The organism is Variovorax sp. MPBD4-3 (assembly GCF_058809745.1).
In genome coordinates this window covers 1-12,886 of the sequence record NZ_JBXASW010000043.1, presented here as the reverse complement: position 1 = coordinate 12,886, position 12,886 = coordinate 1, and the positions used below count along the sequence as shown (strand labels likewise).

14 protein-coding genes are annotated in these 12,886 nt (G+C 68.5%); 9 read left to right on the top strand and 5 right to left on the bottom strand.

The window, feature by feature from the left end; all coding sequences use genetic code 11:
• Positions 1–5 precede the first annotated feature (5 nt).
• Positions 6–614 carry a nuclease-related domain-containing protein gene (locus AC1RVW_RS21865; RefSeq protein WP_493202466.1) on the bottom strand — a complete coding sequence of 203 codons (609 nt, stop codon included), beginning with the start codon at positions 612–614 and terminating at the stop codon, positions 6–8.
• Between the two features lie 202 nt (positions 615–816).
• On the opposite strand from AC1RVW_RS21865, the gene AC1RVW_RS21860 reads away from it, so the two are divergent.
• The 8 genes from AC1RVW_RS21860 to AC1RVW_RS21825 all read left to right on the top strand — a co-directional run bounded on the left by AC1RVW_RS21860 (position 817) and on the right by AC1RVW_RS21825 (position 7,925).
• A complete protein-coding gene (locus AC1RVW_RS21860; protein WP_106937007.1) occupies positions 817–1,977 on the top strand; it encodes a porin in 1,161 nt (386 codons plus the stop codon).
• 85 nt (positions 1,978–2,062) lie between these two features.
• Entirely contained in the window at positions 2,063–2,281 is a 219-nt protein-coding gene (locus AC1RVW_RS21855) for a hypothetical protein (RefSeq protein ID WP_493202464.1), read from the top strand.
• Complete coding sequence (locus tag AC1RVW_RS21850) at positions 2,278–2,889, top strand: ATP-binding protein (RefSeq protein WP_493202462.1); 612 nt, start codon at positions 2,278–2,280, stop codon at positions 2,887–2,889. The genes AC1RVW_RS21855 and AC1RVW_RS21850 overlap by 4 nt, the downstream gene beginning before the upstream one ends.
• A gap of 214 nt (positions 2,890–3,103) precedes the next feature.
• Positions 3,104–3,787: a response regulator transcription factor gene (locus tag AC1RVW_RS21845; RefSeq protein WP_081267899.1), complete on the top strand. Its 684-nt coding sequence runs from the start codon at positions 3,104–3,106 to the stop codon at positions 3,785–3,787.
• Positions 3,784–5,154 (top strand): sensor histidine kinase, encoded by a 1,371-nt coding sequence (locus AC1RVW_RS21840; RefSeq protein ID WP_493202460.1) that lies wholly within the window; start codon positions 3,784–3,786, stop codon positions 5,152–5,154. The genes AC1RVW_RS21845 and AC1RVW_RS21840 overlap by 4 nt, the downstream gene beginning before the upstream one ends.
• 135 nt (positions 5,155–5,289) lie before the next feature.
• The gene (locus tag AC1RVW_RS21835; RefSeq protein ID WP_409196166.1) at positions 5,290–5,778 is read left to right on the top strand and encodes a tripartite tricarboxylate transporter TctB family protein; all 489 of its coding nucleotides are present in this window, start codon (positions 5,290–5,292) and stop codon (positions 5,776–5,778) included.
• 27 nt (positions 5,779–5,805) lie between these two features.
• The gene (locus AC1RVW_RS21830) at positions 5,806–7,317 is read left to right on the top strand and encodes a tripartite tricarboxylate transporter permease (protein ID WP_081267901.1); all 1,512 of its coding nucleotides are present in this window, start codon (positions 5,806–5,808) and stop codon (positions 7,315–7,317) included.
• Positions 7,318–7,397: 80 nt separating this feature from the next.
• Complete coding sequence (locus tag AC1RVW_RS21825; RefSeq protein WP_493202457.1) at positions 7,398–7,925, top strand: hypothetical protein; 528 nt, start codon at positions 7,398–7,400, stop codon at positions 7,923–7,925.
• 19 nt (positions 7,926–7,944) lie between these two features.
• Here the strand turns inward: AC1RVW_RS21825 and AC1RVW_RS21820 are convergent, their stop codons facing one another.
• Both AC1RVW_RS21820 and AC1RVW_RS21815 read right to left on the bottom strand, forming a co-directional pair.
• The gene (locus AC1RVW_RS21820) at positions 7,945–9,465 is read right to left on the bottom strand and encodes a hybrid sensor histidine kinase/response regulator (protein ID WP_081267968.1); all 1,521 of its coding nucleotides are present in this window, start codon (positions 9,463–9,465) and stop codon (positions 7,945–7,947) included.
• 56 nt (positions 9,466–9,521) lie between these two features.
• Positions 9,522–11,003 (bottom strand): DUF7125 family protein, encoded by a 1,482-nt coding sequence (locus AC1RVW_RS21815; protein WP_285410086.1) that lies wholly within the window; start codon positions 11,001–11,003, stop codon positions 9,522–9,524.
• A 231-nt stretch (positions 11,004–11,234) separates the two neighbouring features.
• Between AC1RVW_RS21815 and AC1RVW_RS21810 the strand changes: the two genes are divergently transcribed.
• Positions 11,235–11,414, top strand: coding sequence for a DUF3606 domain-containing protein (locus AC1RVW_RS21810; RefSeq protein ID WP_081267904.1), 180 nt, complete (start codon positions 11,235–11,237; stop codon positions 11,412–11,414).
• A 15-nt stretch (positions 11,415–11,429) separates the two neighbouring features.
• On the opposite strand, the gene ureG is transcribed toward AC1RVW_RS21810, so the two are convergent.
• Positions 11,430–12,080 (bottom strand): urease accessory protein UreG, encoded by a 651-nt coding sequence (ureG, locus tag AC1RVW_RS21805; RefSeq protein ID WP_106937010.1) that lies wholly within the window; start codon positions 12,078–12,080, stop codon positions 11,430–11,432.
• A 15-nt stretch (positions 12,081–12,095) separates the two neighbouring features.
• Positions 12,096–12,767 (bottom strand): urease accessory protein UreF, encoded by a 672-nt coding sequence (locus tag AC1RVW_RS21800; protein ID WP_493202453.1) that lies wholly within the window; start codon positions 12,765–12,767, stop codon positions 12,096–12,098.
• Positions 12,768–12,886: the final 119 nt, after the last annotated feature.

The window sequence follows — 12,886 nt, the reverse complement described above, 5'->3', positions numbered from 1 at the left end:
CGGCGCTACTGCAGCCTCTCGCGGCAGTTCTGCTCGTGGTCCTCGAGCGAAAGCGATCCCTGTATTTGCAGCAGGCGCTCCACCGTGCGGTCGATGCCCTGCGCGTCCAGCAGGCGGTAGGTGCGCGCGGTGCGCCCGTTGTTGCGCACCAGGCGCGCGATGTAGGGCAGGTCCTGCTGCGTGATGACCGCGGCGGGCATCACGCCTTCCAGCTCGATGCCCTCGCAGGGCAGCAGCACGAAGTACTGCAGGCGCAGGTCGTCGGGCAGCAGGCTGCGCAGCTGCGTGGTCTTGCGCCCGCCCTGCCATGCGGGGTCTTTCACTTCACGCGCGTTCTTGCAGCCGTTCACCTGCAGGAACCAGCGCGGCGGCGACCGGTCCGACTTCTTGCGATAGACGAAGGCATTGCGCCAGGCCTTGATCTCGAACAGGTAGACGCCGGTCTCGCACACCACCACGGCGTCGATGCGCGCGGTACGCACCGCGTGGCCCTCGGGCATGGGTATGACGAGGTTGCGAAGAATGCGCAGGTGCGAGAAGGCGGGACTGAATGCGTTGGCGAGCTGCTGCACGCCCAGCGACGATGCGATGGTGCTTTGCAAGGCAATGGTCATGGATGGGGCTCCTTCGGCCCCGGAGCATTGCGCGGCTTTTGGGAGACTTTTTGTACGAGGTGTTTCGGCCGGTCGCCGCATTCGGTGTGCACGCAAACAACAGTTCGCGCAAAGACGAGGCATTCACAAGATTCCTCCGAATTTGAACGAGACCATGCGTGCCTGCCGCTCGATGTAGAGCGGTTGAAACCGGAGAACCTGAATGAAGAAATCCCTCACGGCATTCGCTGCCCTGGCCGTCTGCGGCCTGGCCTCTGCCCAATCGTCCGTCACGCTGTTCGGTGTCGTCGACGCCGGCGTGACCTACCAGTCGAACACCGCGCGCGACACCGTCACGGGCCTGTCGAACAAGCAAAGCAAGTGGAGCCTGGGCAACTCCGGCTACAACTCCAGCCGCATCGGCTTTCGCGGCACCGAAGACCTCGGCGGCGGCCTGGCCGCGAGCTTCTGGCTCGAAGCGCCCATCACCAACGACGATGGCGCCACCGGCGTGTCCACCTTCAACCGCCGCTCCACCGTGAGCCTGTCGGGTGGCTTCGGCGAGCTGCGCCTGGGCCGCGACTACACGCCCACCTTCTGGAACGACACCGTCTTCGATCCGTTCGGCACCAACGGCTCGGGCACCAACGTGATCAGCACCGTCAGCGGCAACACCACCATCAACAACGCCAACTACGTGCGCGCCAGCAACTCGGTGGGCTACTTCCTGCCGCCGAACCTGGGCGGCTTCTACGGCCAGCTGCAGTACAGCTTTGCCGAGAACACCAGCACCAGCGCCACCAGCACCACGGCCGCGACCAGCAGCAGCGCCGGTCGCTACGTGGGCGGGCGCTTCGGCTATGCCAACGGCCCGCTGGACATCGCGCTGGGCGTGGGCCGCAGCACCGCCGTGGACACCGCCGCGCTGGAGCGCAGCGTGCAGACCATCAACCTGGGCGCGTCATACGACTTCGGCCCGGTCAAGCTGTTCGGCGAGCTGTCGAACGTGAAGAACAAGTTCGACTACTCGGCAGCGGCCGACACGCACGACAGCTACAACGGCTACCTGATCGGCGCGACCGTTCCGGTGGGCGCCGGCCTGATCCGCGTGGCGTACTCGCAGGTTCGCTACAACGAAGGCGCCGCGGGCGTCACGGGCGAAGACCCGCTGGCCCGCAAGCTCGCGGTCGGCTACGTGCACAACCTCTCCAAGCGCACGGCGCTGTACGCGACGGTGGCACGCGTGAACAACCGCAACGACGTGAACTACACCGGCAGCCTGGTGTCGGCCAGCACCACGGGCTACGGCAGCACCGGCGTGGGCTTCTCGGGCCTGCCGCGTTCGTCGACCGGCTACGACTTCGGCATCCGCCACGCGTTCTGACGCGCGGCGCGCACTGTGCGGGGAAAGAGGGCGCATGCCCTCTTTCTTCGTTGCCCGTTCGTCCATCCACAGCAACGAGTTTTCAATGAACCGACTCCGACTCCTCGTGGGCGCCCTGGCGGGCGCAAGCCTCGCGGGCTGCATCGTGCTGCCCCCGCCGCCCATGCCCTACCACCGGCCGCCGCCGCAGTTCGGCTCCCGCATGCCGCCGCCGGGCTGGCAGGCCTGCGAAGCGCCGCGCAGCGGCCCCGGCAGCGAGCGCGAACGCGGTGCCGAGGCACCGCCCGAGGGAGCCCGCCGATGACCGGCGGACTGCAGACCGGCCATCTCGGCACCATCATCGCCGGCGTGATTCTGCTGGGCCTGGGCGGCGTGCTCTGCATGATGGGCTCGCTGTTCGTCGCCAACCGGCGGCAGGGCGCGAGGGCGCGCGAGCTCGCGGCGCAGTCCATGCAGGACATGCGGCAGCGGCTGGGCGCCAGCCGCGTGCAAGACCTGCGGCCGCTGCTCGACGCGGCCTCGGGCCACACAGCTCGCGAGACCATCCGCGTGGACATCCAGCTGCCGCAGGAGGCAGTGCCCGTGCTCGCGATCGGCTCGGAGCTCGGCGAGCTGTTCGCCAAGGTCACGGCCTACGCAGCCAGCGTGATGCGCGCCGACGCGACGCTGCAGGTGTGCGCGCATGCGGACGGCAAGCATGCCGTGATCCACTGGCGCGACCTGGATGCCGCCGATGCGAGGCCGCCCCTTGCCCGGTTCTTCGACCGCACCCATGCGGCGATCGTCAGGGCCAGCGCCGATGCCTGCGAACGCATTGCCAGCCACCACGGCGGGCGCATCTATTCGGCACCGCACGCAAGCGGCGTGCTGGGGCTCACGCTGCGCCTGCCGCTCCTGCAGCCGCGGGCATAGCGACCCAACATGGACAAATGGTAATGAAGCGGCGGCGCGTTCTCTGGTTGAATCGCGGCTAGGATCGTTCCGGCGGCGCCCGGATGGACGGTGGGCCGGCCGACTTCATCGCCATGAGCACCAGAACGCAGTCACTCCCCGCTCTCCTTCCTTCGCCGGCCCACTCCGCTGCCTCGCACGATGGCGCGGCGCCCAAGTGCTAGGCGCCACCGCCATGTGGCGCTGCCTCATCGTCGAGGACGACGCCGACAACGCCCGCTACATCGCCGAGGGCTTCCGCTCGCTCGGCCACGTGGCCGTCATCAGCCGCGACGGCACCGACGCGCTCGCGCGCGCGACCGGTGAGTCGTGGGACCTGGTGATCCTCGACCGCATGCTGCCCAACGAGGTCGACGGGTTGTCGATTCTTTCGACGATGCGCGCACTGGGCAAGAAGACGCCGGTGCTGGTGCTCAGCGCACTGAGCGCGCTCGACGAGCGTGTGCGCGGCCTCAAGGCCGGCGGCGACGACTACCTTGCAAAGCCCTTCGCCTTCTCGGAACTCTCGGCGCGGGCCGAAGCGCTGGTGCGGCGCTCGCGCACCGGGCCCGAGATCCGCATGCTGCAGGTTGCCGACCTGACGCTCGACCTCGCGCGGCGCCACGTGGAGCGCGCGGGCCGGCCCATCGCGCTGCAGCCGCGCGAGTTCAGGCTGCTGGCCTACCTGATGATGCATCCGGGCCAGGTGGTCACGCGCACCATGCTGCTCGAGGCCGTGTGGGACTACCAGTTCGACCCGCAGACCAACGTGATCGACGTGCAGGTGAGCCGCCTGCGCGGCAAGCTCGATGCGGGCGGCGCACCGACGCTGATCCACACCGTGCGCGGCGTGGGCTATACGCTGGCACCGCCGCAATGATCCGCACGCTGCGCCAGCTGTGGCGCTCGGTCGGCTTCAGGCTGGCCTTCTATTACGGGCTGCTGGTCGCAATCACCATGCTCGCGGCGCTGGCCATCGTCTACATGCAGACGGTGGGCGTGCTGCAGCAGCGCATGGTGCGCCAGGTGTCGGCCAGCATGCAGCAGCTCATGGTGCGCTACGACGCGCGCGGCGCCGACGGCGTGGCCGGCGAGATCGGCTACGCGCTGGCCGACGGACGCAACTCCGACAACGAGATCTACCTGCTCACCGACCGCGAGGGCCGCAAGCTCGCGGGCAACCTCGACCAGATTCCCTCGCTGGCGCCGGACGCCGGCGACGGCGTGCACCGGCGCGTGGTGCGCTCGGGCCAGAGCGCCATCGGCTACATCTTGATGAAGCACCTGCCCGACGGCGGCCTGCTGGTGGTGGGGCACGACCTGCGCGACCAGGAGTCGATCGAGTCGCTGGTCGCGAGTGCGAGCGCGGCGGCGGGCATCGTGGCGGTGCTGCTGCTGATCGGCGGCACCTTCGTCTTCCGGCAGGAGCTGGAGCGCAGCGTGGGCGCGGTGCGGCGTACCGCGGCGCGCATAGCGGCCGGCGAGCTGCAGGAGCGGGTGGAGCCGTCGGGCGAGGAAGACGAGTTCGCGCTGCTGGAGCACGACATCAACGCGATGCTCGACCGCATCCAGTCGCTGATGGACGGCGTGCGGCATGTGTCCGACACCATCGCGCACAACCTGCGCACGCCGCTCACGCGCGTGCTGGTGCGGCTGCGCGCGGCGGAGCAGGGGCTGGGCGCCGACGACCCGCAGCGCGAGGCCGTGGGCACCGCCATCCGCGAACTCGAGGAACTGGCCGTGGTGTTCGAGAAGCTGCTGCAGATCGCCGAGGTGGAGGCGGGCGCGCGGCGGCAGCAGTTCGCGCAGGTGGCGCTGCACGTCATAGCCGACGACGTGGCCGAGCTGTACGAGGCGGTGGCCGAGATGCGCGACATCACGCTGCTGCGCGAGCCCGCCGACATGGCCTTCGCGCTGGGCGACCGCGACCTGCTCGCGGGCGCGGCCGCCAACCTGCTGGACAACGCGCTGAAGTACGCGGGCGACGGAGCAACGGTGCGCATCGGCACGCACACGGTGGACGGCAGGGCGCAGCTGTTCGTGCAGGACAACGGGCCGGGCGTTCCCCCCGCCGAGTTCGAGCGCATCGGCGTGCGCTTTCATCGCCTGGACCGCAGCACGCCCGGGCACGGCCTGGGGCTGGCGAGCGTGCAGGCGGTGGTCGCGCTGCACGGCGGGCGGCTGCAGCTGGGCGACGCCGCGCCGGGCCTGCGCGTGTGCATCGACCTGCCGGTGGCCGGCGACTGACGCGCACGCAGGCTCGGCCGGCTTCCACACATTGCCGAACGGCAATGTTCTGTTCATACACACCGGGCTCCTGAATTCCTAGGATCGGCTGCGCACGTCTTGTGCCGATCAATGCAGTTCCAGGAGACATCAACGGTGAGAATCAAGAGTCAGAGAGACTTCTGCTCGGGCGTACTTTTCAGCGCCTTCGGCGTGGCCTTCGCATGGGGCGCCACGACCTACAACGTCGGCAGCGGCGCCCGCATGGGCCCGGGCTACTTTCCCCTGATCGTGGGCATCCTCATTGCCTTCATGGGCGTGCTGATCACGCTCAAGGCGCTCAGCGTGGAAACCGAAGACGGCGAGCCCGTCGGCCGCATCGCATGGAAGCCGCTGGCCTTCATCATCGGCGCGAACCTGATGTTCGGCGTGCTGCTGGGCGGCCTGCCGAGCATCGGCCTGCCGTCGATGGGGCTCATCGTGGCGATCTACGCACTGACCTTCATCGCCAGCCTGGCGGGCGACAACTTCGGCTGGAAGGGCGTGACCGTGCTTGCGACCATCCTCGCGCTGGGCAGCTACCTGGCCTTCGTGGTGGCGCTCAAGCTGCAGTTCCAGGTGTGGCCGACCTTCATCGCAGGCTGATTCACATAGAAGAACAAGACAAGACAAATGGACCTGATTACCAATCTCTCGATCGGCTTCGGCGTCGCCTTCACGGCGCAGAACCTCGTCTATGCCTTCGTGGGCTGCCTGCTGGGCACGCTCATCGGCGTGCTGCCGGGCATCGGCCCCGTGGCAACCATCGCGATGCTGCTGCCCGCCACCTACGCGCTGCCGCCCGTGTCGGCGCTGATCATGCTGGCCGGCATCTACTACGGCGCGCAGTACGGCGGCTCCACCACCGCGATTCTTGTGAACCTGCCGGGCGAGTCTTCTTCGGTGGTGACCGTGATCGACGGCTACCAGATGGCGCGAAAGGGCAGGGCCGGGCCTGCGCTCGCTGCCGCGGGGCTGGGCTCGTTCTTCGCGGGCTGCGTGGGCACGCTGATCCTGGCCGCGTTCGCGCCGCCGCTGACCGAGCTGGCCTTCAAGTTCGGGCCTGCCGAATATTTCTCGCTGATGATCCTGGGCCTGATCGGCGCCGTGGTGCTGGCCTCCGGCTCGCTGCTCAAGGCCATCACGATGATCCTGCTGGGCCTGGCGCTGGGCCTGGTCGGCACCGACGTGAACTCCGGCGTGGCGCGCTACAGCTTCGACATTCCGGAGCTCACCGACGGCATCGGCTTCATCGCCATCGCCATGGGTGTGTTCGGCTACGGTGAAATCATTGCCAACCTGGCCGTGCCCGAGCATGAGCGCGAAGTGTTCACCGCCAAGGTGAAGGGCCTGTGGCCCACCAAGCAGGACTTCAAGGACATGACGCCCGCCGTGCTGCGCGGCACGGCGCTGGGCTCCGCGCTGGGCATCCTGCCGGGCGGCGGCGCGCTGCTGTCGGCCTTCGCGGCCTACACCATCGAGAAGAAGATCAAGCTCAAGCAGGGCGAGACCGCCTTCGGCAAGGGCAACATCCGCGGCGTGGCCGGCCCCGAGTCGGCCAACAACGCCGGCGCGCAGACCTCCTTCATCCCGCTGCTGACGCTGGGCATTCCGCCCAACGCGGTGATGGCGCTGATGGTGGGTGCCATGACGATCCACAACATCCAGCCGGGCCCGCAGGTGATGACCAGCAACCCGGAGCTGTTCTGGGGCCTGATCGCGTCGATGTGGATCGGCAACCTGATGCTGATCGTGCTGAACCTGCCGATGATCGGCATCTGGATCAAGCTGCTGACCATTCCCTACAAGTGGCTCTTCCCGTCGATCGTGCTGTTCTGCGCGGTGGGCGTGTACTCGGAGAACAACAACACCTTCGACGTGTGGATGGTGGCGATCTTCGGCATCGTGGGCTACCTTTTCCTCAAGCTCAAGTGCGAGCCCGCGCCGCTGCTGCTGGGCTTCATCCTGGGGCCGATGATGGAAGAGAACCTGCGCCGCGCGCTGCTGCTGTCGCGCGGCGACTGGAGCGTGTTCGTGATGCGGCCGCTGTCGGCAGGCCTGCTGGCCGCCGCCGCGCTGCTGCTGGTGGTGGTGCTGCTGCCTTCGGTGAAGGCCAAGCGCGAAGAAGCCTTCGTCGAGGACTGAAGCACCGAGGCAGCGAGGCAGCGCCCGGTGCGGAACTCCGCGTCATACTCGCGGTCCCACGGTGCCGCTGCCTTCCCCCGATGCCAAACGTGCGATCCACAGCCTCCCTGACCCTTCTGCGGGCGCTCGCCGCGAGCGCCCTTTTCCTCGCCGCCGGCGCCCTGCATGCGCAGGCCCTGCCGCCGGGCGTGCGGCTCGGCATGACGCCCGACGAACTCCAGGCCGCGCTGCCCGCCGCCGAGCGCGTGCAGCGGCCCCAGCGCCTGGGCGGCGGGCTGCTCGGCAGCTGGCGCGGGGAACCCGTGCAGATGGCCGGCCTGCTGTTCGAGCACACCTTCTTCTTTGCCGCTTCCGAGCTGCGCCGCGTCGAGTACGTGGCGGCGGCGCAAGGCACCCCCGACAGCGGCGCGGCTGCCTTCGCCGCGCTGGTGCAATGGGGCCGCGGCGCATTCGGCAACGAGCGGGCCTCGCGCGACCCGGGCAGCGCGTATGCAGCATGGGTGAGCAACGACACCGACGTCTATGTGCAGCAGGTCAGCGACCCGCGCCGTGCGAGCGTGCGGCTGGTCTACAAGGCGCGGCAGCTGCGCGACGGCAGCGAACTCTGAACGGGCGCCACGGCCCGCGTCAGGCAGGGCCGCGCTGCTCGAGCTTCTGCAGCGCCACTGCGAGCTCTTCCACATCGACCGGCTTCAACAGGTGGTGGTCGAAGCCGGCCTGCGCAATGCGCAGCCGGTCGTCGGGCTGGCCCCAGCCCGTGAGCGCGATCAGCCCGATGCCATGCAGCCGCGGATGCGCCCGCAGGCGGCGCGCCAGCTCGCAACCATCCATGCCGGGCATGCCGATGTCCAGGATGCCGACCGACGGATGGAAGTGCTCGGCCTTCGCCAGCGCGTCCAGGCCGCTGAACGCCACGGTGGCCTGCGCACCGAGCAGGCCCAGCAGCGCAGCGAGCGACTCGGCCGCGTCGCGGTTGTCGTCCACCACCAGGATGCGGTGCTGCACGGCCATCGTGGCCTGCGGGGCGTCGGCTTTCGCGCCGGTCTGCACACCGTGGCCGAGCAGCGGCAGGGACACCGTGAACTCGCTGCCCCGGTTCGCGCCCTCGCTGCTTGCGGTGACCGTGCCGCCGTGCAGCTCCACCATGCTCTTCACCAGCGTGAGGCCGATCCCCAGGCCGCCCTGCGCGGCGCGCGCGGTGCCGCTCACCTGCACGAACATGTCGAAGATCGCGCCCAGCATGCCGGCTGGAATGCCTGCGCCGGTGTCCTTCACGCGCACCACCGCATGGCCCCGGCCATCGTTCTCGACGAACACGTCGATGCGTCCGCCCTCGGGGGTGTACTTGGCGGCGTTGTTCAGCAGGTTCGCGAACACCTGCGTGAGGCGCACGCTGTCGCCCTTCACGGCCAGCGAGCCATCGGCGACGTGCACTTCGAGCGCATGGCGGCCTGCGTCCATCAGCGGGCGGCTGAGTTCCACCGCGCCGCGAATCACCTGTTCCAGCACCAGCTCGTCGAGCTGCAGCTCGATCTTGCCGCGCGTGATGCGCGATACCTCCATCAGGTCGCTCACCAGCCGCACCATGTGGTCGAGCTGGCGGCCCATGAGGTCGTAGTAGGGCCGGGCGGCTTCCGAAGTGAGCGGCTTGCGCTTGAGGATGGCCAGTGCGGTGCTCAGCGGCGCCATGGGGTTGCGCAGCTCGTGCGCCAGGGTGGCCAGGAATTCGGTCTTGCGCCGGTCGGCCTCGTTGAGGTCTTCCAGGATGCGGCGCAGCTCGTACTGCCGCCGCCGTGCACGCAGCGCGCTGCGCAATGCGCTCACCAGCGAGGCCACGCGGATCGGGCGCTCCAGCACGGTGACGTTGGCCATGCCTTCCATGGCGTTGGTGATGGCGCGCGAGTCGGCGCCTTGCCGCGCGAGTATCAGCACCGGCAGGTCGGACCATGGTGGCTGCACCGCCACGGCCGCGGCGAGTTCGGTGGCGCCGCTGCCCGCGAGCATTTCCTCGGAGATCAGCAGCGCGCCGGCGCCGCGTTCCGTCTCGCGCAGCAGCTCCGGGAGATTGGCGCACACGTGTGTTTCTATGCCCGCCTGCTGCAGCACGGCGGTGGCCATCACGGCGTCCTTCGCGGTGGCCGTTCTCATCAGGACGCGCAGCTGCGGATCTCGCGGCAGCGGCGGCTGGATAGTGTGGCCGTCCGTCACGTCGGGGGCGTGGCAACGCCGTCGATCGGCACGGGCACGCCGGTGAGGATGCCTCGGAAATGGCGCAGCGGCTCGCCCACGATCAGGCCTCGCCCGTCCATCGAGAACGCGCGGATGGAGCGCTCATGCGTGCCGCCGCGCTTCTTGAGCACCGAGATGGCCTGGCGCACTTCGCCCTCCGCCTCGTAGTAGCGCAGCAGCACCACGGCGTCGGCCAGGTAACTCGCGTCCACGGGGGTCTGCATCTGCATGCCGATGAGCCCGTGCTGCGCGCCGACCAGCAGCGTGGCCACGCCGGACTGCCCGAGATAGGTGAGCAGTTCGTGCAGCTGCACGATCAGGAAGCGTTCGTCCGGCATCGCGTTGAGGTAGCCGTTCAGGCTGTCGATGACGACCACCTTCGCGCCGTGCAGCGTCACGGCCTGGCGGATCTCGTGCACCAGCTCGCCGGGGGAAAGTTCTGCCGGGTCGACCTGCTTGATGCGGATGCGGCCTGATTGGATATGCGGCTCCAGCTTCATGCCCAGGCCGGCGCTGCGCGTGCGCAGGGTGGTGACGCTCTCGTCGAAGACGAAGAGCGCCGCAGCCTCGCCGCGCTCGGCCGCGGCGATGGCGAACTGCACCGCCACCGACGACTTGCCCGTGCCCGGCGCGCCGACGAGCAGGGTGCTGGTGCCCTTCTCGAGCCCGCCGCCCAGCAGCGCGTCCAGCGCCTCGATGCCGCTGGGCAGCTTGGTCAACGCGGTGTCGCTGACGTGCTCGGCCGCAACCAGCCGCGGAAACACCTGAAGGCCGCCGCGATGGATCTTGTAGTCGTGGTAGCCGCCGCGAAACGACTGGCCCCGGTATTTCACGACCAGCAGGCGGCGGCGCGCGGAACCGTAGTCGGAGTTCGACTGCTCCAGCCGCACCACCGCGTGCGCGATGCTCTGCACCTGCAGGTCGTGCTCGGTGGCGGTCATGTCGTCCAGCAGCAGCACCGTGCACTGGCGCCCCGCGAAGAACTGCTTGAGCGCCAGGATCTGCCGGCGGTAGCGCAGCGAGGTGCCCGAGAGCAGCCGCAGCTCGGAGAGCGAATCGAACACGATGCGCGAGGGCTTGATGGCCTCCACGTCGCTCAGGATGCGCAGCGTGGTTTCGCTCAGTTCCACCTCGGAGGGATGGAACATGGTGTATTGCTCTTCGGGCTGCAGGCTGTCCTGTGTGGGCAGCATCTCGCGCACGTGGACGTTGTCGATGTCCCAGCCGTGGGAGACAGCCACGCCGCGCAACTCGTGCTCGGTCTCGGACAGCGTCACGTAGAGCACCGACTCGCCGCGCGCCGCGCCTTCGAGCAGGAACTGCATCGCGATGGTTGTCTTGCCGGCGCCGGGCGTGCCTTCGAGCAGGTAGAGCCGGTTGGGCTCGAGGCCGCCGCCGAGCACGTCGTTCAGTCCGGGTACGCCCAGGCTCAGCAGTCGCTGATGGTCAGGCTCCATGGTGGCTTCTCCATTCCATGAGTGAATGAGGTCAATGCCGCATTCAAGCATCGAAGCCCTGGCGGCTCGTGCAGGACGGCGCCGCGTGGCGTGCAGCGGGGGCGACTATGGGAAATGTCCTGCACGGGGCAGCGGATTCGTCCGGCTGGCCGCCTGGGGCGGCTGGAGAAACTGCCCTTCCGGCCGCGGCCGCCCTTCTTTCCTTCTTAATTTGTTCTTCAGGAGAAGACGATGCGCGAAGACACAGAGATCCGCATTCCCCAGGACGATGAACGGATCGACGTCACAGACCTCAAGGAGGTAGACTATTGGACCCAGTGGTTCGGCGTGAGCGAGGAACGCCTGCGCACGGCCGTGGCGTCGGCGGGCACCGTCAAGGACGACCTGCGGGTCTACCTCGGCCTGCCTTGATGCTTGCGGGCTGCCTCAGCCCGCGGCGAGCATGCCGCGCTCTTCGATGAATGCCACCACCTCGGCCACGCCGGTGAGCGTCTTGAGGTTGGTCATCACGTAGGGGCGCTGGCGGCGCATGCGTTGCGTGTCCTGCTCCATCACGTCGAGATTGGCTCCCACGTACGGTGCGAGGTCGGTCTTGTTGATGACGAACAGGTCGCTCTTGGTGATGCCGGGGCCGCCCTTGCGCGGAATCTTCTCGCCGGCGGCCACGTCGATCACGTAGATGGTGAGGTCCGACAGCTCGGGGCTGAAGGTAGCCGCGAGGTTGTCGCCGCCCGATTCGACGAACACCACGTCGGCATTCGGAAAGTCCTCGAGCATGCGGTCGATGGCCTCGAGGTTGATCGAGGCGTCTTCGCGGATGGCAGTGTGCGGGCAGCCGCCGGTTTCCACGCCCATGATGCGCTCGGCCGGCAGCGCGCCGGCCACGGTCAGCAGGCGCTGGTCTTCCTTGGTGTAGATGTCGTTGGTGATGGCGACGAGGTCGTACTTGTCGCGCATCGCCTTGCAGAGCATTTCGAGCAGCGTGGTCTTGCCTGAGCCCACCGGGCCGCCGATGCCCACGCGCAGCGGCGGCAGTTTCTTGGTGCGGTGGGGAATGTGGTGCAGGGCCGAGGTCATGGGGAGGTGTCCGGTTCAGCTTCGGAAGAGGCGGGAATATTGTGTTTCATGGCGGGCCGACAGCACCGCCAGCAGGGGCGTGAAGGCTTGGCGTTCGTCGTCGCCCAGGGCGATGGCGCGGGTCACTGCATCGGGGATTTCGTTGGCCAGCCGTCCGAGGATGCGCTGGCCCGCGCTCTGGCCCAGCGGCACGGCCTTGACGGCGGCGGCGACCATGTTCTCGGCCCAGCCGAAGGCGAAGGCGAGGCAGCAGTCGTGCACCGCGGCGTCGGTGCGGCTGGCCGCGAAGGCGAAGGCGATGGGGTAGCTGGCGGGCAGGTCGGCGAAGACTTCCGCCGTGTCGGTGTGGTGCAGCTTGAGCCACTCGACGAAGGAGCGGCCCATCTGCTCGGTCTGCAGGAAGAATTCGGCGGATTCACGGGTGGCCAGCACCCATTGGTTGAGCTGGCGCACGCGTTGTGTGTCTTTGTTGCGCCAGGCTTCCACGGCCTGTGCGAAGACGGCGAGGTCGCCGCGCGCGAAGCTCAGGTGCAACTGGTCGGCGAGCCATTCGGCGGCGCGCGGCTCGGAGTCGATGCCGGCCCATTCGACGGCCGCTTCCACGCCTTCGGAGTAGGAGAAGCCGCCTACCGGCAGGGCGGGGGAGGCGAGCCAGATCAGCTGCAGGAGGCTGTTGGGGGCCGTCATTTCAGTGGCTTGCGGCTGTTCGGGGCGCTGCTGTTCGGGGCTTGTGCACAGGCCGCCGGGTACTCCCCTCCGCGAATGTCCCCCGGCCTGCGGCCTCCTCCTTTATTTCGCTGCGGGGA